Here is a 23,027-nt window from a genome sequence, read left to right as displayed (position 1 = left end):
AATGGGACTCACGAAGCGCATCATCCCCTGTATCGACGTCGACCTCGACGACGACGGCGACGCCGCGGTGTACACCGGCGTCAACTTCGAGAACCTGGAGTACACCGGCGACCCCGTCGAGTTGGCGAAGAAGTACAACGCGGCGGGCGCCGACGAGTTCGTCTTCCTCGACATCACCGCCAGCGCCGACGGGCGCGAGACGATGCTCGACGTGGTCAACGCGGTCGCCGACGAGTGTTTCATTCCGCTCACGGTCGGCGGCGGCATCCGTACCAAGGCCGACATCAAGGAGACGCTGCGAGCGGGCGCGGACAAGGTGTCGATCACGACCGGCGCCCTGGAGCGTCCGGAGTTGATCGACGAGGGCGCGGCCGCGTTCGGCAGCCAGTGCATCGTCATCTCGATCGACGCGCGTCGCCGGTACGACGACGCGGGCGACCACTTCTACGAGGACGACGACGGCGAGACGGTGTGGTTCGAGTGTACGAAGAAGGGCGGCCGCGAGGGCACCGGTATCGACGCCGTCTCGTGGGCGACGGAGGCCGAGGAGCGCGGCGCGGGCGAGCTGTTCGTCAACTCCATCGACAAGGACGGGACGAAGGACGGCTACGACGTCCCGCTGATGAAGGCGGTGGGCGAGGCGGTCTCGACGCCTCTCATCGCCTCCTCCGGCTGCGGGGGCCCCGAGGACATGTACGAGGTGTTCACCGAGGCGAACGCCGACGCGGGGCTCGCGGCCTCCATCTTCCACTTCGGCGACTACTCCATCGAGGAGACGAAGGCGTACCTCGACGAGCGCGGCGTCCCGGTGCGACGCTGAGCGCGGGGTGGCGGTTCGGCGTTAACTACCGGTGTAGTTTTTATTTTTACGCGGCCGAAACCAACAGTTATTATCCGACCGAGCGCGAAGCGTGACGTATGTCCACGTCCACGTCATCCGCGCGTGTTCGCGACGGGTCGCCCGAGCTCGTCTGTAAACGGACCGACGGCGACGGCGGCGGTGAGGTGACGTTCTTCGAGCGGGACGTCGACCCGGACGAGCGGACCACCCGCTGGGTGACGGTCCGGGAGGAGGACTGCGTGCCCCGCGACGAGTGGCGATAAGATCGGGTTCGCTGTGGTTTTGCTGGTTGTCTATAAATCGTCGTGAGCGGAGCGGCGGAGAACATCTCCAAAGCCCCAGCCGCTCGGCGATACGTGGCTGCTGCCGCGGAGAACACCCCCAAAGCCCCAGCCGCTCGGCGATACGTGGCTGCTGCCGCGGAGAACACCCCCAAAGCCCCAGCCGCGAGGACTCGGTGCGCTCGCTGCGCTCCTCAGTCGCTCGTTTCACTCGCTCCTTTCGGTGCTTACGTCGCGCGCCGTCGTCCTCGCGGCTGCCCCTTTGAGTCCCACCCCGCACCGCACAGCACCGCACCTCACACCTCCCCAGCCTCGCGGCTCCCTCGCTTCGCTTCGGTCGCCGCGTCCCTCGCGCGTGCGACTCGCGCCCTTCGGGCGCTCGTCGGCACGCGCCGACCGCACCGCGGTCGTTAATAAATAGTCGCCGAGGTCCGGTCAGTCGTCGTCCGCGGGGGCGCGGTCGGCGAACTGCGAGAGCTCCTCGTCGAGCAGCGCGACCGTCGCCAGTCGGATCGCGTGCGGCCAGCCGAGCGGGGTCGCGCTGTCGGGCGTCCCGTCGTCGAAGAACTGCTCGGGGAGGTACGTCGTCGGCTCGCACAGGGAGCCGCCGGGCGAGACGTGCGCGAGCAGGTCGCGGGCCCGGGCCGCCATCTCGGCGGCGCGCGGGTCGTCGCGCGCCGCGAGCAAGGCGGCGAGCTCCGCGCAGGCGTTCGCGCCCCACGCGGTCGAGACGGTCCACACCTTCTCCGACTCCTGGTCCGCCCGCCGCCAGCCGTCGCCCTCGTAGCGGATCAGCCCGGCGATCGCGTCGCTCTCGTGGGAGAGCCCGTCGACGACCGTCTCGACGTGCGAGACCAACCGGTCGAGGCGCTCCTCGTCGACCGCGCCGGCTTCGCTTCCCCCATTGCCGGCGTCCGCACCGAGCGCGTCGAACGAGCGGTGCGCGGCCGCGAGCGCCAGCGTAGCGGAGTCGAGCCGACCGTCGACCCCGCCGTCGAGCGTCTCGCGGACCGCGTAGCAGCCCCGGTCCGGCAGCCACAGGTCGTCGAGCGCGTCGTACACCTCGCGGGCCCGGTCGCGGGCGTGCGCGGCGAGGTCGTCGGGGAGCGACGCGGCGCCCGGCACGGCGTCGGGGTCGTCGAGCGCGTCGGCGGCGAGCCCCTCGCCGTGTCGGCCGAGCTCGCTGTACGCCTCCAGGAACGTCGCCGCGGTGTGCGTGAACCGGCCGGCCGAGTCCTCCCACGCGTTCTGACAGACGACCGGGCGGCCGTCGGGTTCGAGCGTCCGGTCGAGCCCCGCGAGCGCGGCGACCAGGGTGGCGTCGAGCCCCTCGACGTCGACAGTGCGGGACGACGTCCCGCTGGCAGCCGGACGGGGTCCGGCGACGCCCGCCGCCCGGGCCCGCGCGAGGTACGCGACGACGCTGCCGGTCTGGTCGGCCTGGTAGTCGACGTCTGGCCCGTCCTCGATGCGGGCGTTCGCCCACCCGGGCGCGAGGGCGCCGTCGCGGGGCCACACCCGGTGGGGCCACGAGCCGTCGGGGCGCTGCGTGGCGACGTACATCCGGGCGGAGCGGGCGTGCCAGTCGCCGAGGTCGAGGCCGAGCGCGTCGGCGGCGCCGAGCAGGAATCCGGATATCTCCGCGTCGTCGCGGAACCACGTGTAGCCGTAGCCGCCGGAGTGCTCGTAGTAGGGGTCGAAGTCCGGCCCCGCGATCCGGAGCCCGGACGGGGCAGAGAGCAGCGAGAGGACGCGAAGGTCCGCGACCACCGACTCGCGGGCAGGCGCGGACTCGGGCACCGACGGGAGCGCGTCGGCGGCCGCGTCCGCGAGCGCGTCGACGCCGTCGAGGTCGGAGAAGAGCGCGTCGAGCCGGTCGCGGGCCGCCTCGCGGTCGGTCTCCGCGCGGTCCGCCAGGAGCGTGGCGACCGTCGCGACCCCGTCGTCGAACGGCACGTCGGCGATCACCTCGCCGGAGAGGCGCTCCTCCTCGTAGCGGTCGCCGTCGCGGGCCCGCGGGAGGTCGGTGGGGTCATCGTCGAGCAGCTCGGGGAACGTCGCCGGGAGCTGGCCGCGGAGGTCCGCGAAGCCGGTCGCGCTCGCGAGGAAGTCGTGCTCGTCGGCGTGGAACACCTCGACGGCGTCGTCGTATCGGAGCTGCCCCACCCGGTCGTCGCGGCCGTCGGGCGCGAAGCGGGCGTAGACGACGAGCGAGGCGTCCGCGGGGTCGGCGGCATCGTTCGAGCCGGCGCTGCCCCCGTCAGCGTCGTCGAACTCGACCGACGCCCGGGTGAGGTGCGCGTCGCCGAGCGTGACGTCGTGGCGGGTCACCGTCGCGCGGGCCGTCTCGTGGACCGTCTCGACGAGCGCGGCGTCGCCGACGTACCGCTGGGTCGTGTCGGCCTCGTCGAGCCAGGCGACCTCGTCGCCGACGGCGAGGCCGATCCGCGACCGGACGAGCCCGGTCCGACCGGTGAGCGGGTAGCCGAAGTCGCGGAGTTCGCCGTCGCCGCCGACGTGGACGAGCCGCCCGTCTCCGCCCGAGAACCGACCGGTGACGGTGCGCCGCTCGCCGGGGAAACGCGTTCCCTCGCCGGCGTGGCGCTTGTAGTCGTCGAGCGCGTCGCGGAGCTGCATTACGCGAACACACGCCGGCGCCCGACATGAACCTTTGGTGTAATTATTGTTCGTTCGTTTGTCGAACGGAAACCCTCAAACCGCGGCGCGCCGAGTGACGTGCGTGTACGAACCCGGCCCCCCGCGAACGACGAGCGTCGGCGAGTCCGTGGAGCTGTCGCCGCGAATCCCCGATCCCGACGGGACCTACCGGTGGACCGTCCGCGACGCGCCGGCCGACAGCGCCCTCGCGACCGGGGACGGTCCGGACCCGGACGCGGCCGGGCCGCCGAGTCCGGCGACCGCGGTCGGAGGCGAAGGGCCGTCGACCCCGAGCCCCTCGTCTGCGGTCCTGCGCGCGGGCGAGACGGACCGCGACGACGACCCGGTCGTTCACCTCGTTCCCGACGCCCCCGGGACCTACGCCCTCGCGCTCGACGCGCCCGACGGCGTCCACCGCCAGCGCGTCAGGGCCTTCCCCGACGAGCGGCGCGATGCGGCGATCCGCGTCCCGGCGGCCGACCTCCCGGTGGACGACGACGAGGTCGACACCGTCTCGCTGCTCTGGCCCCACAACGAGAACCGGCTCGCGCTCGACCGCGCCGAGCGCGACGGCGACGAGTGGGTCGCCTCGGTCCGCGTCCCGCCGGGGCGACACGGCTACGGCTTCGTCCCGAACGGCGACCGCTCGGCGGCGTTCCACGGAGAGTGCGAGGTGCCCGGTCCCGGCCGACCGCGGCTCTCGCTGGACGCGACGGTCGTCGAAGGCGGCGACTCGGCGGCGGGTGACGATTCGGCGGGGCGCGACGACCCGACGGGGCGCGACCGACTCCGCCTGACCGCCGGGGTCGAGCCCGCGCCCGCGGTCGACGAGGTCGAGCGCGGCGGCGACCCGGACGCGCTCGACGCGACGTTCCTCGTCGACGACCGCGACGCCGACCCGGAGACGGTCGCGGCGATCGAGTCGCGGGCGGACGGGCGGACGCTCTCGGTCCCGCTCGACGACCTCCCGGACTCGGTCCGGATCCGCGCGGTCCCGCACGGCGACCGGTACGGGGCCGGGGAGACGGTGCGGATCGAGACGAACGGGGACGCGAGTGAGTCGGTCGAGGTGAGCGATCCGAACCCGACCCCCGAGTGGGCGGAGTCGCCGACGATCTACGAGGTGTTCGTCCGGTCGTTCGCGGGCGACACGCTCCCGACGACGTTCGCGGAGATCGAGCGACGGGTCGAGTACCTCGAACATCTCGGCGTCGACGCGCTCTGGCTCACTCCCGTCCTCGCGTCGCCGACGGACCACGGCTACCACGTCACCGACTACTACGACACCGCCGCGGACCTCGGCTCCCGCGAGGCGTTCGAGTCCTTGGTCGACGCCTGCCACGACGCCGGAATCTACGTCGTCTTCGACCTCGTGATCAACCACACCTCTCGCGACCACCCCGCGTTCCAGCTCCACTCGGCCGGCGTCGACGCGTACGCCGACCACTACCGCCGGACCGACGGGGCCGCCGACGTGACCGGGATCGACTGGGCCGAACTCGGCGACGGCGACGTGCCGGACTACTACTTCGAGTGGGGTCGCATCCCGAACCTCAACTACGACAGCCCGGCGGTCCGCGAGTGGCTGCTCGACGTCGTCGACGAGTGGGCCGGCGTCGTCGACGGCTTCCGCGCGGACGTGGCGTGGGGCGTCCCGCACGGGTTCTGGAAGGAGGTCGCCGACCGCGTCCCGGACGACGTGCTCCTCCTGGACGAGACCATTCCCCACGACCCGTTCTACGGCGAGGGGGAGTTCCACCGCCACTACGACACCTCGCTGTACGAGACGCTCCGCGCGGTCGGTCGCGGCGACGAGCCGGCCGACGCGGTCGAGACCGCGCTCGCGCGCGGCGAGTGGCTCGGCTTCGACGACCCCGGCGCGCAGATGCGTTACGTCGAGAACCACGACGAGGACCGGTACCTCGCTGAGTACGGGAGAGACGCGCTGCGCGCCGCCGCGGCCGTGACGTTCACGCTGCCGGGCGCGCCGATGATCTACGCCGGCCAGGAGCGCGGCAACGAGACGTACCGCGGTCCGATCCGGTGGCACGACGGCGACAACGACCTCACCGAGTTCCACCGCGAGTTGGCCGCGCTGCGCGAGGACGAACCGCTCCTCCGCCAGGGGGAGGTGGCGTTCGACGGCCGCGCGGCCGACATCCGCGTCGTCGACGGCGACGCCGAGCGCGTGGTCGCCTACGAGCGGACGCCGCCCGAGGGAGACGGAGCCGACGACCCGCTCCTCGTCGTCGTCAACTTCGCCGAGACGTCGGCGACCGTCGCCGCGCCCGAGGCGGTCGAGTCCGATCTGTTCGCGGGCGACGAGAGCGCGGCCGAGGACGACGGCGAGGGCGGGGCCCGGGTCGCGGTCGACGCCGTCGCAGTACTCCGATAGGTGGTCGACGCCGTCGCCCCGCTACGGTGACGGCCCGGATGTCGCCGGCCGGTCGCGGGGCGGCGAGGACGCCCGGGACCGACTCTTATAAGTGTCGCTCGGGAGAGGCGTTCGTATGGACGACCGGACGCTGACCGACCTCCTCCGTCGCTTCGGGCTCTCGGACAAGGAGGTCGACACCTATCTCAGTCTGCTCGAACACGGCGAGGCGAAGGCGAGCACCGTCGCCGACGCGGCGGGCGTCTCGAAGCGGTACGTCTACAGCGTGAGCGAGTCGCTGGCGGACCGCGGCTTCGTCGAGGTGAACGACCACGTCGTGCCGACGACGATCCGCGCGAACCCGCCCGATGAGGTGATAGACCGGCTCCGGTCCGACGTGGACGCGATGCGTCCCGGACTGGCCGAGCGGTACTCCCGCGTGGAGCGGCAGGCCGAGCAGTTCGAGGTGATCAAATCGCGAGTCACCGTGATCAAGCGGATCCGGTCGCTGCTCTCGGACGCCGACTCGGAGGTGACGCTGTCGATTACCGCGGAGCAGCTCCCCGAGGTGAAGGAGGGGCTCGTCGACGCGGTCGAGCGCGGCGTCCTCGTCTTGCTCGTCGTCTCCGACGCGCCCGCGGACCTCGACGCGGACGACCCAGCGCTGTCGGGCGTCGCGAACGTCGTCCGGACCTGGAGCGAGGCGATGCCGACGCTGCTCACCGTCGACTCCGCGGCCGGCGTCGTCTCCCCGCCCGAACTCCTCCGACGGTCGACGACCGACCGACAGGCGATCGCGTTCGCACAGGAGCAGCTCGCGCCGGTGATCGTCGGGTCGTTCCTCGGTAACTACTGGCCCGCCGCGACCGAGGTCGCCGTCGCCGACCCGGCGCCGCTCCCGGCCGAGTACACGGACTTCAGACACACCGTCCTCCAGGCGACCCTCCGGCTCCGCGCCGGCGACCCGCCGCGGGTGACCGTCGGCGGCCGGTGGACCGACAGCGACGAGCCGGCCGAGGTCGTCGGCCGCGTCGTCGAGACGAGACAGGGGATGGTGGAGCCGACGAACAACGAGTTCCCGGTCGAGCACTCGCTCGTCGTCGAGACGGACGACGGCGAGGTCACCGTCGGGGGCCAGGGCGCGTTCGTCGAGGACGTCGAGGCCGACCTCGTGCGGATCGAGCCGGACGAGGAGGAGAAGAGCGACGACGCGGGCGCCGAGTCGCGGTGAATCGGGGCGCGCGGCGGGCGACGCGTCGCTACGGCGGCGGTCAGTTCCCCGGGGGAACCGACGCGGTCGACGGGCCGCCGTCGAGGGAGGGAGCGTTCGGATCGACCCTGACCCACCAGTCCGAACCGGTCGAGTCGCCGGCCGACGCGAGGAGGGCGATCCCGGCGATCCGCCCGCGCGAATCCCGACGGCACACCTCCAGCGCGGCCGGGAGGGTCGCGACCCGTCCGTCGGCGGGCGACAGCGCGTACCCGGTGACCCGGACCGTCGCGTCGTCGTCCGGAGCCCCGGCCTTCGAGGCCGGTCCCGCGTCGTCGACGCGCTCGTAGCCCCCGACGAGGCCGACGGCCGCGAGGCGGTCGAACGCCGCGCCGACCGGATCGGCGGCGGACGGCTCCGGCGGGTCGGGGAGGCGCTCGGCGGCGTCGGCCACCACCGCCGCCTGCGCCGTCGGATCGAGGTGTCGGTCGAGGGCGGCCGCCATCGCTTCGAGCAGACAGAGGCAGAGGTCGTCGGGGTCGGAGACGCGCTCGGCGAGCGAGAAGTACGCGTCCATGACCGCCGACTCGACGCGGTCGTGGCCGCCGGCGGAGAGCGCCTCGAACGTCGCCGCGGCCGTCGCGTGACAGAACTCGACGCGGTCGCGGGCCGGTCCGCGCTCTCCGGCTTCGTCCGCGGATCGGCGGTCCGTCGGCCCGTCGTCGCCGCCGGGCCGGCGGTGGGCGGCGCCGTCAACGATCCGATCCGTCAGCTCGTCGGGCGGCGCCTCCCCGTCGTCGGGGGCGAACGTCGCGGGATCGTCGGGGACAGGCGTCGGGGCGTCGTCGGGAGCAGACGTCCGCGCTCCGTCGTCCCGCCCCGTCGGCCGCGAGGGCGGCTCCACGAACCCCTGTCTGACGACCACGTCGTAGAAGGGGAGTTCAGGGTCGTACCGGCGGAGCGCGTCGCGGTACTGCTCCGTCACCCGGGCCGCCGCGCGGGCGGTCTCGCGGCTGTCGAACCGCAGCCCCGCAGCGGGGACCGGGCGGTCGCCGTACCGCGCGCAGACGAGCGAGAACTCGCCGTCCTCGCTCGCGAGCGATTCGATGTGGTCCGCGATGTCGAGCAGGGTGGTTCCGATCACGTGTCGCTCCTGATTGCCTGGCCGGTCACTCCTCCGGGCTCGGGTACGTCTCCTGCGGGCCCGGGTGTGGCTCGGCGAACCGGTCGCGGGTCGCGCCCGTGGCGCGAGCCGAGCGGTCGGCGCCGCCGAACCCGCCCGAACCGCCGGAGCGGTCGGTGAAACCTCCCGTCACCGGCGTACCCGGACCGGCCGTTCCGCGGCGATGAAGGGCTCGTCGCGGTCGGTCGCGGCGAACGCGATCCCGTCGGTCCCGCCGCGCTCGACGCGCCACGTCGGCAGCGCCGGGATGCCGTACGCCGTCGGGTCGCTGTACGTCGCCGCGACGGTCCACTCGCGGGCGCGCATCTACAGGTCCCCGTTGATGGCGTCCGCGACCCGCTGCCGGTCGAACAGCCGCTCCGCCGCCGGTATCTCCGGGTACGGGCCCTCCTCGTACCGCGGCCACTCGCCGAACGCGTCCGGGTAGAGCTGCTTCGCGGTCATCTCCAGCTGGAAGAGGTTGAGGATCGGTCCCTGATACCTGGCGCCCTGCGGGTGGACGCGGTCGTGTTTCACCGCGGCGACCTTCGAGCCGACGGGGTCCTCCTCGAAGGCGGTCCGCCGGCCGGCCATGTCGGTCCCCGGCTCGAAGCCGCCGAGGTAGAGGATGACGTCGGGGTCGGCTTCGAGGATCGCCTCGAAGTCGACGACGGCACCGGACTCGACGCTCCCCTCGAACGCGTCGCGCGGCCCGAGAGGGCGCGTGTGCGAGGTGAGGAACCCGGGGTTGCTCAGCGTGTACGCGTAGATCTCCTCGATGTCGGCGGCGGCGATCATGATCGCGGTCGGGCGCTCCGCCTCCGGCGGGAGCCCCTCTTCGATCGTCGCGAGGAGGTCCTCGCGGACGGTCGCGAGCGCCTCGTAGCGCTCGCGCTCCCGGAACGCGTCGGCGACGATCTCGAACTGCTCCCAGAGGCCGTAGTACTGGTACCCGTCGGCCCACTCGCCCGTCGGCTCCTGGTGGCGGTCGGAGAGCGAGTTGCCGAACCACGGCGAGACGCGCTCGGCGATCTCGTCGATGTCCTCGCGACTCCACGCGTCCTGTCGGGTGATCCACGCCGGGTCCGCGAGGTGGAGGTCGCTGTCGAGCGCGTACAGCTGCTCCTTGTCGGGCTGCCACGAGGAGTAGAGCCCCGACCAGTCGAGCGAGACGCCGGGGAGCCGCTCGACGAACTGGTTCCAGAGGCCGTCGTAGTAGTCGGGCGCGTGGAGGGCGGTGACGTCGTCCCCGCGGCCCAGCGCGAACGCCATCCCCGCGTGGTGGGTGAGCCGGGTGAACACCGTCTCGGGGGGCGACTCGAACGTCACCTCGCCCACGGGCGAGATGGACGCCGTGTAGCTCCCGTCGTCGGTGTCGTCCGTCGCGGAGGCGTCCGAGTCGCCGGCCTCGCCGTCGGTCGAGCTCCCTCCGTCGCCGTCGGAACCGGACGGGTCGTTCCTCGCGTCGCCGCCGGTACACCCGGCGAGCAGGCCGCCGAGAGCGACCGTACCGCCGTACTTCGCGAACGCTCTGCGGGTCGATTCCTCGGGTACCGCGTCCTTGCTGGGCATACTTTTAGGCCTCCCTAAACCAAGTTAATCGTTCCGATCTTTAGGTCGGCCTAAAATTAATTGACACGCCGGCCCCCGCGGGCCGGTCACTCCTCGTGGCGCGCGCGGATCGGCGTGACCCGCGGGCCGCGGTCGGTGGCGACGACGTCGGCGTCGACGCGGAACACCTCGGAGAGCAGCTCCTCGGTGACGACCTCCTCGGGCGGGCCGCGGGCCCGGACCTCGCCGTCCGCGAGCGCGACCACGCGGTCGGCGAGCCGCGCGGCCTGCTCGATGTCGTGGAGGACCACGACGACGGTGACCTCGCTCTCGTCGCGGAGCGTCTCGATGATCTCGGTCACCTCCATCTGGTGGTGGAGGTCGAGGAACGTCGTCGGCTCGTCTAAGAGGAGCACGTCCGTGTCCTGCGCTAAGACCATCGCGATCCACGCCAGCTGCTTCTGCCCGCCGCTGAGGCTCCCGACCTCGCGGTCGCGCAGGTGACCGCAGCCCGCCAGATCGATCGCGCGCTCGACCGCCCGGGCGTCCTCGGCGGTCGTCCGCTCGAAGAACCCCCGGTGCGGGTAGCGGCCGTGGTACACGAGGTCCTCGACGGTGATGCTGTCCGGCGACGTACTCTCCTGCGAGAGCAGGCCGAGCCGCTTCGCGAGCGCCTTCGTGTCCATCGAGTGAACGTCGCGCCCGTCGAGCAGCACCGAGCCGTCCTCGGGAGATATCTGGTTCGCGAGCCCCTTCAGCAGGGTGCTCTTCCCGGAGCCGTTCGGCCCGACGAGCGCCGTCACCGCGCCCGGCTCGGCGGCGATCGACTCGCCGTCGATCACCGGCTCGGGCGCCGTCGGGTACCCCAACACGAGGTCCTCGGCGTCGAGGTCGCTGGCGTCGGCCGCCGGGCCGCCCGGACCGTCCGCCCCGTCTGCGCCGCTCGGTTCGGCCGCGTCGCCCGGGCCGTCAGCCGCCGGTTCGATCGCGCCGCTCGATTCCTCCGACTCGGTCGCGTTCGCGCGGAAGATGGTCATTCAGAGGTCACCCATATTCTGCCGTCGCCGCATCAGGTACAGGAAGTACGGCCCGCCGACAAGCCCGGTGACGATCCCCACCGGGACCTGCGCGTCGGCGCCCGTGAGCACGCTCATCCCGAGGCGCGCGCCGACGTCGGCGCCGACCATCAGCGCCGGGCCGACGAACAGGCAGCCGACGATCACGCGCTTGTAGTCGCTGCCGACGAGGTTCCGCACCACGTGGGGGACGATGAGGCCCACGAAGCTCACGATCCCGGCCACCGCGATGCTGGCGGCCGCCGCCAGCACGGCGACGCCGGAGAGCGCGAACCGAACCTTCTCGATCGACATCCCCAGCGACTTCGCCGTCCGCTCCCCGAGGAGGAGGAGGTTCAGCTGCCGCGACCCCGCGAGCGACAGCGCGACCGCCGCGAGCGTCCACGGGAGCGCCATCCGGACCTGCTCCCAGTCGGTCCCGGTCAGCGAGCCGGTGGTCCACTGGATCGCCGACTGGACGACACCGATGTCGTTGGCGAAGAAGAACAGCCCCGTCTGGAGGCTGTTGAAGACCGTCCCGACGATCACGCCCGCGAGCACGAGCCGCACGGGGCTCGTCCCGTTCTTCCACGCGATGGCGTAGACGACCAAGAACGCGACCGACCCGCCCAGCGCCGCGATCAGCGGCAAGAACGCCGTTAACCCGCCGAACACGACGAGCGTGAGCAGGATCATCAGCCCGGCCCCGGAGGAGACGCCGAGGATGAACGGGCTCGCGAGCTCGTTCCGCGTCACCGCCTGGAAGATGGCGCCGGAGACGGCGAGGTTGGCCCCGACGACGACGGCGACGAGGACCCGCGGCAGGCGGATGGTCCAGACGACGAGCGTCTCGCGCGCGAGCTCCGGCAGCTCCCCCTGAAACCCCGTGACCGTCCGCATCAGCCCCTCGCCGAGGAGGAAGTTGAGCAGCCACCGCGGGTCGAGCAGGACGGCGGGGTCGAGCACGGCCCGCCACGCCTGCCCGACCGTCATCGAGTACGCCCCGTAGCTCACCTGGACGAGCCCCGCGACGGCGACCAGGGCGAGGCTCCCCGCGACGACCGTCGCGAGTCGAGGCTCGAACAGCCACCCGAGCCGGTTCCCCTCGACCGGTCGCCCGGAGGACCCGCCGCCGACCGTCCGGCCCTCGCCGTCGGCGACGGAGCCGCCGTCGGTCCTCGCCTCCCCGTCGCTCATGGCGACTCCGCCTCGGCTCGCTCGGCGTTCGGGTCGTCCTCCGCGACGTGCGCCGCGATCGCCTCGTCGTCCATCGCGTCGAGCAGGGCGTCGGTCCCGTGGGCGTCGACCACCGCCTCGGGGTCGAGGCGCTCGGCGAGCGCGCGGTGGCCGGCGCCGGCGCGGGCCGCCTCCTCGTCGACCTCGACGTACGCCGACAGCGCGTCGTCGACCGCGGCCTCGCGGACGCGCGCGAACCGCTCCGAGTCGGGGTCGACCGGCCCGTCGGCGTGGGTCTCGTCGAACCACTCGACCCAGCGGTCGCGGTCGGCCCACTCGTCGTCGAGCTCCGCCTCCCGGCGGACCCAGTCGACGCCCTCGGCCGCCTCGGGCCACCAGCCGTCGTCGATCCGGGCGTCGGCGACGACCCGCTTACCGACCCGAGCGCCTCTGCCCGCCGCCGTGACCGCCTGCCGGTCGGCGTCCGAGGGGGAGGCGACGTACAGCCCGTCGACCGGCGTCCCGCCGTCGCGGTCGGCGTACTCCCGGTCGAATCCCTCGTGCGTCTCGCCGCCGTGGTCGTGGACCTCGAACATCGCGTCGTCACCGTCGAGTCCGCGGAGGTACTCGCCGTCGTAGCGCGTCGCCGCGACCACTCGGCGGGCGGCGACCGGATCGCCCGTCTGCGGCGTGACGACGAAGCGCGGTCCGTCGGCGTCGGGAGACGCAGACGACTCGACGTCACCGGCGGCCTCGTCGGGGCCGTCGCCCGCGCGCTCGACGGACTCGACGAGGTCGTCGACGACCGCGCAGCCCGCCCGCTCGGCCTGCGCGCGCATGAGATCTGAGAGCGTCCCGGCGTCGACGCCCGCCGGGAACCCGGGGTAGTTCTCCAGGTGCGCGCACCGGGCGAGCGACGACCGGCCGCGGTCGAAGACGGCGACGTCGAGCCCGTCGCGCGCCGCGAACACCGCGGCGGCGCAGCCGGCGGGCCCGCACCCGACCACGACGACGTCGCGGTCGACCGCGGGGCTCATTCCGCCCCTCCGGCGACGATCGAGGCGACCTCCTCGCGGTCGAACAGCCGCTCGTCGGCGGGGATCTCCGGGTAGTCGTCGCCGTGCTCGTAGCCCGGCCACTCGCCGAACCGGTCGGGGAACAGCTGCTTCGCGGTCATCTCCAGCTGGAACAGGTTCATCAGCGGCCCCTGAACGGGGGTGCCGGAGGGGTAGAACCGGTCGTCCGCGACCGCGGAGAGATCGCCCGCGACCGGGTGCTCCGACAGCTCCGCGCGGATCGCGCCCACGTCGTAGTAGGAGGCGATCCCGTACTGGTGGAGGACGACGTCGGGGTCGACCTCGAGCAGCTGCTCGTGGTCGTAGGCCGTCTCGTAGGTGACATCGTCGCCCGCGAACGCGTCGGGCACGTCGAGCGGGCGCACGTGCGCGTTCGCGAACCCGGGGTCGTCGGTCCGCGAGGGGTAGTAGGTCCCGTCCATGTAGATGAGCGTCGCGACCGTCGGCCGCTCCTCGGCCGGCGGGAGGTCGCTGCGGATCGTTTCGATCAGGTCCTCGCGGACCGCGTCGAGCGCGGCGAACCGCTCCTCCTCCCGGAACGCGGCGGCGACGCGCTCGCCGATCTCCGAGAGTCCGTAGTACTCGTAGTCGTCGCGGTACGGCGCGGGCGGCTCCGAGTGCCGCCGGCTGTAGACGTTGCCGAACCACGGTCCAACTCTGTCGCGGATCTCGGCCACATCGTCCGCGCTCCAGCCGTCAAAGGAGGCGAACAGGGCGGGGTCGGCGAGGTGGAGGTCGGAGTCGAGCTCGTAGAGGAGTTCGCGGTCGACGGAGATGCCGCCGCCCGATCCGGAGTTGAGCTGCGTGAGCCCGTCGCGGTCGAAGGAGACGCCGTCGAGGTCGGCGTAGTAGGCGTCGAGCGTGTTCCCGCCGGCGTCGGCGTCGAACCCGAGCGAGTTGACCGCGTCGCCGTGGCCGAGCGCCACCGCGAGGTCGGCGTACAGCAGGCTGTACACCAGCACGTCTTCCGGGACCGAGTCGAACGTCACCTCGCCGACCGGGGCCATCGAGGCGGTGTACGCGTCCGCGCCAGCGTTCCCGTCCGACGAGTCGCCGCCGGAGCCGCCGTCCGCAGATCCGTTCCCGTCCTCGGACTCGCTCGGCGCCGCGTCCCTTCCGCTACATCCGGCGAGCAGTCCCGCGCCGGCGACGGCGCCGACGTACCTGATCGCGTCGCGTCGCGTGCCGGCGAGTCGGTCCGCGTCTGATCCCATACGATTTAGGCCACCCTAAAGATTTAAAGCGGTTTCGAATCTTAGGTGGGCCTAAATACGAGCGAGCAGTCCCGAGGAATGCGCGAGCGGCGGCGGCGGAGCGGGAACGGGGCGACCCGTGGGAGAGAGGAGCCGTTCGAAGGCGGATCGGTCGCGAATCGTATTTCGTATCGCGCCATACGCTTTACTCGGCGCCGAACGTCCGAACGCTCTCGAACGAGCCGTCGGCGATAGCGCCGGCGATACCGTCGATATCGGCGTTTCGAGGCACCTCGTGGGGATACTTACGAGCGAAGTACCGCGTGAGGTTCTCGACGTCGCGTTCGAGGAACTCGCGCGCGTTCTCGTGGTCGACGGACACCGCCTGCGGCCAGTCGAAGATCGTGATACCGCTTTCGGCGACCGCGACGTTGTGCTCGGAGGCGTCGGCGTGGACCCAGCCCAGCTCGTGGGCGGTCGCCAGCTCCCGGAGGATCAGGTCGAGGACGCCGACCGCCTGTTCCGGGTCGAGCGTCGCGCGCGAGAGCTCCGCCCCGGCGAACTTCTCCATCACGATGGCGTGGCGGTTGTGGTCGACCGGTCGCGGGACGCTCACGTCGGGGTACAGCTCCTCCATCGCCTCGTACTCGCGTTCGGCCGCCTTGCGCGCGGTGTAGAGCCACGAGACGTGGTCCCGGTCGGCGGTGTACTCGCGTCCGCGGTTCACCTCGCGGAAGTTGGTGTACCCCTCCCGGTGGTACTTCAGGGCGAGCGGCCGGAACGACTGCGCCTCGTACACGTCGCCCTCCTTGCCGAGCCCGAGCGGCGACCCCACCCCGTCTATCGTCTCGCGCTCGGCGAACGTCCGGAGCGCCAGGGCGTCGTACCCTTCGAAGGTGAGCTGGTACCCCTCGTACTGGATCGTCTTCCGCTCGATCAGCTCGCGGTCGAGACAGCGGTCGATCCGGTAGTCGACCTCCTCGCGCGTCAGGTCGGCGTACTCCGGGAGCTTGTCGCGGCGGACCCATTCCGAGAAGCGCATCCCCTGCTCGACGCCCGAGAGGAGGTAGAAGTCCTCGGGGTCGAGCTCCGCCATGTCGCCGGCGACGTTTCGCACCATACGCGCCCCTACTCCGGCGAATCCTAAAAGGGACGCGCGTTCGGGAGGATCTGATAATAAATCGGATAACGCGATATAGAATTCGGACTGCATGGAAGTTGAGATTACAGCGGGTTTATCGGGGCTGTGATGCGTGGTTTCGGGCGAATTTTCGAGGCGAAACTGCTTCGGATCTACTCTCGATAGTATTCTGGTGTCGTACTACCAACTAGACCAGTGAATTTTCAAGATCCCCGGCAGCGTTGCCACTCAGGAATCCGGATTGGCCCGGACAGAGTATCTCTCTATCCGATTCCGGTCTCCTTCTTCAGCAGCGTGAGCGTATTGTCGGCCGTCACAATGAGTGGGTGTTCGTACTCACCCGTCAACTGAACTTGGACGAGCAAATCGACCGCTCGCCAAATCGAGTACAAAAGACACGCGAATGCGAAGTAAAAGAATCGGAGCTCGAAATTCTTCGACGTCGTCGCCGCCATGAACCGCTTTATTGACCTGTAGCCGCTCTCGATCTCTCACCGAAACCCGTACTCTTGAGGTGACCGCTCCCGCAATTCGTCATGAACACCGAGTACTGCCGGTGGTCGTCGTGCTCGGAGTCTTCTTTCCGACGGTAGATCAACGTCGTCTCGTGCCATTCGTTCTTCTCGAGGTGGAGCTTCCGGTCGGTCTCGTAGCGGTCTTGACCACGTCGGAGCAACCGCTTTGCCTGCGCTTTCTCACTGGTCTGCATCCGCTTGGGAACGACACACGACAGGCCACGCTGGCTGATCATCTCCAAGACGTGCTGGCTATCGAACTCCCGGTCCATCAGCACGTTATCGACGTGGACGAGCTCTTCAGCCGAATCTAGCAAATCCTCGATAATTTCCAGTCGTGACTCGCCTTTCCGTACCGGGCGGGCATCGAGGACCAGCGGGACGGCGTTACCGACCAGCTGGACTGTCGCCCACTGGTAAGCGTACTCGTCGGTCTTCTCCTTCGTCCCGATGATCTCGTCCTCGTGGCCCGTGCGGTTACCTGTGAAAGGATCAGCTTCGGTAATGTCGATTGCGACGATTCCGGCTCGAAAGAACTGCTCTGTCTCCGCAACTTCGTTCAAGAGCTGGCCTGCCGGTACATCTCTCGCACTTGGTCAATCGAGAGGTTCCGAATCTGCTCCCGGTGGGCGTGCCCCAGTAGCGTCCGATCCCGAGTCGACTCGTAGAGGGAACTACGAGCACCTCCGTTCGCAGCCAGCCGCTCGCGAAGTCCGAGATATGTCTGTAGGCCCCAGTAGGCGTTCTCGTAGATCTCACAGCCCTCGCCACGGTCTAAGGAGAACGTGGGGAAGACGATGCGGCTGACGTGATCGGTGATGTCTTCAGTCCGGTTGAGGACGGTTTGGTCGTTCAGATCCGTCTCCTCATCATCGATATCGCGCAGTGGATGGCTGATGTCGGGTTCGCGGGGGACGGCAACGCCCGCCTGGGACGCTTTGATGAGAATCGTCCGCGCAGCCGTCTGGACCGTCTCCTGGAGATCGGACGTGAACCGCTAGTGCCAGTTACGCCACAGCGTCGATTGATCTGGGATGGTTTCAAATCCCAGTTCTTCACAAAGCTCCGGTTGCTGGTCAAGATACTCGAGCAGGGCCGTTTCGTGGTCCCAGCCGTGGAGTGTTTCGAGCAGGAAGACTCGGAATAGCTGGCTCATCTTGTACTGTGACGAGCTGGCGTACCGGTCGTTCGGTCCGAAATCATGGTAGGCGAGGGGGTAGTGGCAGGCGAACTCGTCGACGGAGGCGTGGGCCTCGTGTGTGAACCAGACCGTGGCGACGGTCCGAATGTCTTCTTCGAGCGCAGCGAGCGAGTGCCGGTCGTACAGCGGTGTCGTATCGTAAGTGGGCCAGTCAGTGAACCGTTTCTGGGCGAGATGTCAGAAGGTAGTCCGAGTGGGGTGTCGAAGGCACTAACCGGTAGAGAACACGTTTTCAGGAAGAACCCTTCTAAACGCTCAATAGAGGGGGGACACGTACTATGATGAGTGGCAACTTGTGTGAAATATATTAGAATATCGGTGAAACATGTAGAGAATGGATTCAATAAGATCGTGACATCCACCTAACCGGTTACTACAGGCATCCTCGCCAGAGCAGCACATCGACCGCTCACGTCGACTACTCCGATGCCCGGCAGTCTGTCCGGATCTCTTGTACCGACAGGTCGCTGTCGGTGGTGATCGTCACTTCGCCCTCGCTAGTCGTCACGACGAGATCGACCTCCGCGGGTTCGGTGTCGGTCACCGTCGCCGTCGGGTTAGGGAGTTCCCACGGAAAGCACTCCTCGACTGCCACGCCCACCGCGTCTAGAGCTGCCAGTACACGGGCATCGGTTAGAAACGGTAGCATGAATCCGGTTCGAACCGTCCACGTGCAGGTGTCACAGTCGATGTGAATCGGTGGCTCTGTCTCCGTGACGGCCGACGCCTCCACGGTCCGCGTCGTCGTCCCACCGCAGTCAGGGCACTGCCCACGACGGGCGAGGCCGATATGTTCGCGCGCGCGGTCGTAGACGGCTTCAAGTACCTCCCGGTCGGTCCGCTCAGCCAGGCCGTTCTTCGGTAACGGATAGGTGAACTCCTCGACGACACTGTCACAGGAGCCACACCGCAACGAGAAGAACTCACGCTCGTAGACGCCAGCGAGCCCCGCCCCGCAACGGGGGCAGTCGACGCCCGGATCGAGGTGGGTACGGTCGGGCGTCGCAGTCGGCCGGTGGGCCAGGACGGCGCGGTACAGCGCGGTGGCGCTAGCGGTCGGGACGTACCCGGCGTCGGTCTTCCGGAGGTAGACACCTCGGAGCCTGTCGAGATGGTAATTGAACTTCCCGCTGTCCTCCATTCCGACCGCCCGCATCAACTCGGAGTACCGCTGGGGCTCGGTATCGACGGCTTCCCAGTGAGACAGCAGGGCCAGTAGGATCTCCAGCCTGAGATCGTGACTCAACAGAGCAAACGCGTCCCGAGGCTGAGCGAGGCGTCCCTCGCCGTCGGTCATATGAGTTAGTCTGTGTGATATCGTAGTAAGCTTACCGCCGGTTGGCCGGCATAGAAATGTGGTTTGGTACCAAGACTTGTGAACCTGAATTCTCAAAACCACTAATATCCACTGGTACAAGGGTTAGACTGATGAGTGAGAACCTAAATGCATCTGCCGACCGATCCGCGTCGGCTGAGGAGACAGACTCAGAGCTATCGGCGTTCCGGCAGGTCGTCGAGTGGCTGGCCAACCGCAACAGCTTCGCCATTGTGGGCGTGTTCCTCGCCCTGGGTCTGACTGCCGACCACTTTGGCGTGCCCGAACCGGCGGACAACATCCTGTACCTCATCGGCGGGGTGTTGCCGCTGGTGCTGGCGACCGTTTCGACGACAGAGGACGGCTATGACCACGGCCTGTCGAACTGGGCACGGGCGAAGATCATCGTTTCACAACTCGTCTTTATGATTACCCCCTGGGGACTGTTTACGCAACTCCTCCAATCGGGCGGGACCGCCGTCGCCTACATCCGCCATCGCGGGCGACCGCCCAATCGAACTCGCAAGACACCGACGACGAAGTTCTCCGTCCCTGTTGAAAGGGAGTGGACGGTCACCAACGGCGGCATCACCAAGTCCACGTCCCACTCCTGGGGGCTTGTTTCCCAACGGTACGCCTACGACCTCGTGGTTACCGACGATGACGGAGACACTCACGAAGGGAACGGGCAGCGGTTAGAGGACTACTACGCGTTCGGCGAGCCGGTCACGGCACCCGCCGACGGCACCATCGTCGCCGTCGAGGACGGCCTACGTGACCACCCCGAACCCGGGAGCGCGCGAGTAGAGTGGCGAACCTGGAACATCGTCGGCAACTACGTCGTCATCGAACACGACGACGGCGAGTACAGCACACTGGCCCATCTCCGGGAAGGCAGCGTGACGGTCGCCCCCGGCGAGGAGGTCTCCCGTGGCGACGTCGTCGGTGAATGTGGGAACTCGGGCATGTCCACCGAACCTCACCTCCACTTCCAAGTCCAAGACCACTCGAACTTCTGGATCGCTGCCGGTCTCGTCCCCCAGTTCCGGGACATTGAGGTGCGCCGGCCCGACGATCGGCGGGCCGACCACGATGTTTACGGCACCCCTGACGAGGCCGAGACGCTGTACCTCTGGGCGGGCGACCGGGCCGCCAGTACCGAGGGGGGTGAGCCTGCGTGATTGACGGACTCGCCGTTCAGGTGACGGTCTTCGCGGGCCTGACTCTGTGGACTGCCGTGCTGGTCCGTCTCGCCCGTCGGTACGGTGAAATTCGCAAACCAATCTTCCATTCACACATCAATCCGTAGAATATGTCAGACAAACGGGATACTTCGCATATCGGTCGATTGATTGGCATCGGTGTCGCCGGCCTCGCTGTATTACTGATGATTCTGGACAGGACAACTGACCTGTCAGTACCCTATGGATATGACGGAAGCGGGTTCAATTTTCTAATTGGCGTCCTCGTAGCACTTCTGATCGTGGTTTACACCGGATTACGATACAGCGATGGTATTTAAATCGATTTACAGCGTGAAAATATCTCGAATAACTGATATTTTCTATATCCATGAATAGGGTACTTGTAGCCGTCGGGGCCGCGGAAGTCCTCGGGGCGGTTGCGGTTGTCATCACGACGTTCACGATTCCGGCTTTCGCCGATATGGCGCTCGCATGGCGGATGCTCGCCGTGTTCATGATTCTTGAAGGGAGTACCAGGGTTCTTGACAACACGAACCTCTGAGCGCGGTTGCCCGGAGCAAGTTCTCACACAACTACCGACTGGTTAGTGCGTGCCCTATACTGAGTAGACACCGCTGCTTTCTCGCGGTCAGTCTGTACTGTATATACGCAGTCCATACAACAACCATCGTATGAACCACCGAGCACCTGTCAAGAACAGCAAGAGTAATTCGGAGGGTGAGCTCAGCGCAGATGAAAAACAATACTGACCTCCCGCGATCAAATACCCTTAATGCCCTGTGTGACCCGTCGAGCCCTCCTCAGGTGTACCGGACTGGCCGCCACTGTTTCAGTTGCGGGCTGTGGGCTGCGGTCTGACGACGATGTCTTTCCCTCGGCCGGGAGTCTCGGGTTCGCTAACCTAGATGACCTTCCCCACAGGCTTGGTGTCCGCGTCGTCGACGCTCCGGAGACCTATCGGACGGATGACGGTGACGAGCGTGGCGTTCCTTTGCCACAGCGCCACCTACACGCGTCGGTGTCGCTCCGTCCCGGGGACACCGTCCTGTATCCGGACGCATTCACCGAACCGATCGAGTACGAGGTGAAGATCACTGTCGACGGTGCACCGCCCCGATCCGAGGACGCTGAAACGGTCTCGTTTGACCCGCAAGCGGGTGAGGCTGGACAGTACCTGTCGGTCGTAACGGGCGAGACAGGCGAGACGACGTGGGTAGTGACGACTGCCGGTGTGAACGACCACTACGATCAGCCTGCTGAGGGCGGATAGCTCGGTGGATCTCGACTCGTCTTGAGCCGGCCCAAATTCAATTGGACGCGCTCGTCGTTCTCCCGGAGTGGTCACGCAGAAGCAGCGCCTTGGTCGTTCGAGACGCTCGCGTCGTACCACTGCCCATCGTAGCGGACGAACATGGTGTCTCGTAGGGTCTTCAGGAGAGACATTGAGGCTGCCGGCGTCGGCGTCGCCGGCGAGGCTTGCGAGCCATCCGTACAGACGGTCTGGGGTTCGTCGATAGCCGCATCCAGAAACGCCCGATCTGCCGGCGACAGCGGCGTCCTCGGCAATTTGGTGCCATACGTATCCAGGAGGCGCCCGATGACTGCTTCTCTCGTCGTGCCTCGGGGTTCGAACCGAATCCGGAAGGTGCGAATCGTTCGCTCGGCCCGGTCGGTTCGAGTGAGCCGGAGGACCGCCCCGTTCACCGCGAACAGTACCGCCTCCGGGCCGGTCAACTGGAAGCCGCCGACAGCAGTTGTGGGGTAGCGCAGGGTCAGTTCGAGCGGGTCGCCGTCCCTGTTGCGGACGATGGCGCAGGTGTCGGCGGTAGAATCTGTGAGGAGTCCTTCGGAGTCGGCCGCGAGGAACGCCGCCCGGTCGCGACGGTCGAGGGTGGCGTATCGGACGTCCGGCGTTGGCGACCCCTCCGGCAGCGTCACCGTCCGGGTCACCTCGACGCCGGCGACCTCCTCGATCGTTCGGACGGCTTGGTAGTAGGTGTCTTCAACGACGAGAAAGGTGGTGTCGACGATACCGCTGGGGAGCGTACGCCGTTCGGTGGTGGGGTCACGGGCGAACAGCCGGAGCAGGTAGTCCGTGTACGTGCGAACAGTCTCGGGCGGGGCCCTGACCACCTGTTCGAACAGGGCGGCCCGGTCCAGCGGCTCCAGCGTTACCGTGTAGCCGTCGGTACAGGTCGGTTGACGAGCGGAACAGCCAGCGAAGCCGATGCCGGTTGGGAGGGCTGCGAGTGTGGTGAGGGCCGTTCGTCGCTTCACATACCCACCCTGACCGCTCGGTTCAAAAATCGCTTGCTAATCGTATTTACGGTCCCGTAGCGGCCGAGATGGCCCGTGATTTTCACGGGCCGGCCGCCTAATTCGCGGGCTGTCAGTACCAGCGTGACCGACTCGGAGGCAAGGTTGCCAAACGGGCGACCAGATAGCTGGTCTTCGACTCACGCATATGAGCAGTAGCGAATGTGTCTTGAGAGCCTGGAACTGCCTACGCCCACGCCCCACCTGTTGCGGTCCAGCTTACACTAGCCTCGACGGCATTCTCGAACGTGAGTCCGGCGACCTCGGGCGGGTTGTCGTCACTGCCTTCGGGAAGAAACTGGACGCTGAGTCGTTCTTAAGTCTCGCCAAGGCGGAATTTGAGAGTGCCGATATCGCCCCGTTCGGCAGTGACGAACTCTCGACGAACGATTGTTTCTTCACCGGCAACGGGGGTGTCGAACGAGGCGGTGTACTGGTCCAGTTTCGTACTCACTGAGACCGGGGCAGAGTTACCACGTTTATTCTTTACGACTAGTGTCCGCCAGGATATTCGGGGTCTTGGGCACCACTCGAGAACGCGCCTACACAGCCAGCGAGCGAGACAATAACGAAATACCCTCCGATGCCACGAAGAAGTTGACTTCTCTTGACAACAACGTTTTCATATCGTTCTGAAACGTCTTCTTATTGGCTGAAACCTGTGTATTGGACGTCTCTCCGCCCCGATCGCTCTGGATTTTCGGCTCTATTGAAATCCTATTCTTCAGATATATTCTCATCTGAAACAGCCGGTCGA

At 68.1% G+C, this 23,027-nt stretch carries 21 protein-coding genes and 1 pseudogene; 8 read left to right on the top strand and 14 right to left on the bottom strand.

Annotated elements, in window-relative coordinates:
* The first annotated feature begins 1 nt into the window (after nucleotide 1).
* Both hisF and EXE45_RS12535 read left to right on the top strand, forming a co-directional pair.
* Nucleotides 2-820 carry an imidazole glycerol phosphate synthase subunit HisF gene (gene hisF / locus EXE45_RS12540; protein WP_092921015.1) on the top strand — a complete coding sequence of 273 codons (819 nt, stop codon included), beginning with the start codon at nucleotides 2-4 and terminating at the stop codon, nucleotides 818-820.
* Between the two features lie 98 nt (nucleotides 821-918).
* Nucleotides 919-1,104, top strand: a complete 186-nt coding sequence (locus EXE45_RS12535; RefSeq protein ID WP_092921014.1) for a hypothetical protein — start codon at nucleotides 919-921, stop codon at nucleotides 1,102-1,104.
* 453 nt (nucleotides 1,105-1,557) lie between these two features.
* Here EXE45_RS12535 and EXE45_RS12530 read toward each other — a convergent pair whose 3' ends face one another.
* Nucleotides 1,558-3,759 carry a glucan 1,4-alpha-glucosidase gene (locus EXE45_RS12530; RefSeq protein ID WP_137694530.1) on the bottom strand — a complete coding sequence of 734 codons (2,202 nt, stop codon included), beginning with the start codon at nucleotides 3,757-3,759 and terminating at the stop codon, nucleotides 1,558-1,560.
* 103 nt (nucleotides 3,760-3,862) lie between these two features.
* Between EXE45_RS12530 and EXE45_RS12525 the strand changes: the two genes are divergently transcribed.
* Nucleotides 3,863-6,175 (top strand): alpha-amylase family glycosyl hydrolase, encoded by a 2,313-nt coding sequence (locus EXE45_RS12525; RefSeq protein WP_137694529.1) that lies wholly within the window; start codon nucleotides 3,863-3,865, stop codon nucleotides 6,173-6,175.
* 115 nt (nucleotides 6,176-6,290) lie between these two features.
* A complete protein-coding gene (locus EXE45_RS12520) occupies nucleotides 6,291-7,385 on the top strand; it encodes a TrmB family transcriptional regulator sugar-binding domain-containing protein (protein ID WP_137694528.1) in 1,095 nt (364 codons plus the stop codon).
* 40 nt (nucleotides 7,386-7,425) lie between these two features.
* Here EXE45_RS12520 and EXE45_RS12515 read toward each other — a convergent pair whose 3' ends face one another.
* The 11 genes and pseudogenes from EXE45_RS12515 to EXE45_RS12475 form a co-directional block, all read right to left on the bottom strand.
* Nucleotides 7,426-8,508, bottom strand: coding sequence for a hypothetical protein (locus tag EXE45_RS12515; protein ID WP_137694527.1), 1,083 nt, complete (start codon nucleotides 8,506-8,508; stop codon nucleotides 7,426-7,428).
* A 25-nt stretch (nucleotides 8,509-8,533) separates the two neighbouring features.
* On the bottom strand, nucleotides 8,534-8,680 hold the full coding sequence (locus EXE45_RS19655) for a hypothetical protein (protein WP_158293707.1): 147 nt from the start codon (nucleotides 8,678-8,680) through the stop codon (nucleotides 8,534-8,536).
* A complete protein-coding gene (locus EXE45_RS20485) occupies nucleotides 8,677-8,853 on the bottom strand; it encodes a hypothetical protein (protein ID WP_199233628.1) in 177 nt (58 codons plus the stop codon). Before EXE45_RS20485 ends, EXE45_RS19655 begins: the two co-directional genes overlap by 4 nt.
* A complete protein-coding gene (locus EXE45_RS12510) occupies nucleotides 8,854-10,098 on the bottom strand; it encodes an ABC transporter substrate-binding protein (protein ID WP_137694526.1) in 1,245 nt (414 codons plus the stop codon).
* 86 nt (nucleotides 10,099-10,184) lie between these two features.
* Complete coding sequence (locus EXE45_RS12505) at nucleotides 10,185-11,114, bottom strand: ABC transporter ATP-binding protein (RefSeq protein WP_137694525.1); 930 nt, start codon at nucleotides 11,112-11,114, stop codon at nucleotides 10,185-10,187.
* Entirely contained in the window at nucleotides 11,115-12,329 is a 1,215-nt protein-coding gene (locus tag EXE45_RS12500) for an iron ABC transporter permease (RefSeq protein WP_137694524.1), read from the bottom strand.
* Nucleotides 12,326-13,345: an FAD-dependent oxidoreductase gene (locus EXE45_RS12495; protein WP_137694523.1), complete on the bottom strand. Its 1,020-nt coding sequence runs from the start codon at nucleotides 13,343-13,345 to the stop codon at nucleotides 12,326-12,328. The genes EXE45_RS12500 and EXE45_RS12495 overlap by 4 nt, the downstream gene beginning before the upstream one ends.
* Complete coding sequence (locus EXE45_RS12490) at nucleotides 13,342-14,598, bottom strand: ABC transporter substrate-binding protein (protein WP_092921006.1); 1,257 nt, start codon at nucleotides 14,596-14,598, stop codon at nucleotides 13,342-13,344. The genes EXE45_RS12495 and EXE45_RS12490 overlap by 4 nt, the downstream gene beginning before the upstream one ends.
* Before the next feature lie 184 nt (nucleotides 14,599-14,782).
* Nucleotides 14,783-15,697, bottom strand: coding sequence for a serine/threonine-protein kinase RIO2 (locus EXE45_RS12485; RefSeq protein ID WP_092921005.1), 915 nt, complete (start codon nucleotides 15,695-15,697; stop codon nucleotides 14,783-14,785).
* 284 nt (nucleotides 15,698-15,981) lie between these two features.
* A pseudogene (locus tag EXE45_RS21345) lies at nucleotides 15,982-17,560 on the bottom strand (transposase).
* Nucleotides 17,561-17,852: 292 nt separating this feature from the next.
* On the bottom strand, nucleotides 17,853-18,731 hold the full coding sequence (locus tag EXE45_RS12475; RefSeq protein ID WP_137694522.1) for an ArsR family transcriptional regulator: 879 nt from the start codon (nucleotides 18,729-18,731) through the stop codon (nucleotides 17,853-17,855).
* A gap of 131 nt (nucleotides 18,732-18,862) precedes the next feature.
* On the opposite strand from EXE45_RS12475, the gene EXE45_RS12470 reads away from it, so the two are divergent.
* From EXE45_RS12470 to EXE45_RS12460, 4 genes are all read left to right on the top strand, one after another.
* On the top strand, nucleotides 18,863-19,930 hold the full coding sequence (locus tag EXE45_RS12470) for a M23 family metallopeptidase (RefSeq protein ID WP_158294267.1): 1,068 nt from the start codon (nucleotides 18,863-18,865) through the stop codon (nucleotides 19,928-19,930).
* A gap of 131 nt (nucleotides 19,931-20,061) precedes the next feature.
* On the top strand, nucleotides 20,062-20,271 hold the full coding sequence (locus EXE45_RS20745) for a hypothetical protein (RefSeq protein ID WP_137694520.1): 210 nt from the start codon (nucleotides 20,062-20,064) through the stop codon (nucleotides 20,269-20,271).
* Nucleotides 20,272-20,321: 50 nt separating this feature from the next.
* Nucleotides 20,322-20,495, top strand: coding sequence for a hypothetical protein (locus EXE45_RS19650; protein WP_158294266.1), 174 nt, complete (start codon nucleotides 20,322-20,324; stop codon nucleotides 20,493-20,495).
* A 231-nt stretch (nucleotides 20,496-20,726) separates the two neighbouring features.
* Nucleotides 20,727-21,224, top strand: a complete 498-nt coding sequence (locus tag EXE45_RS12460) for a hypothetical protein (RefSeq protein WP_137694519.1) — start codon at nucleotides 20,727-20,729, stop codon at nucleotides 21,222-21,224.
* A gap of 71 nt (nucleotides 21,225-21,295) precedes the next feature.
* Here the strand turns inward: EXE45_RS12460 and EXE45_RS12455 are convergent, their stop codons facing one another.
* Nucleotides 21,296-22,231, bottom strand: a complete 936-nt coding sequence (locus tag EXE45_RS12455; protein WP_137694518.1) for a hypothetical protein — start codon at nucleotides 22,229-22,231, stop codon at nucleotides 21,296-21,298.
* Between the two features lie 581 nt (nucleotides 22,232-22,812).
* On the bottom strand, nucleotides 22,813-23,027 hold a 215-nt coding region (locus tag EXE45_RS20740; protein WP_206750469.1), incomplete at its 5' end, for a hypothetical protein.

Source organism: Halorubrum sp. SP9, from assembly GCF_005435015.1.
In the GTDB taxonomy this organism is placed as follows: domain Archaea; phylum Halobacteriota; class Halobacteria; order Halobacteriales; family Haloferacaceae; genus Halorubrum; species Halorubrum sodomense.
This window is presented reverse-complemented; position numbering and strand designations above follow the sequence as displayed.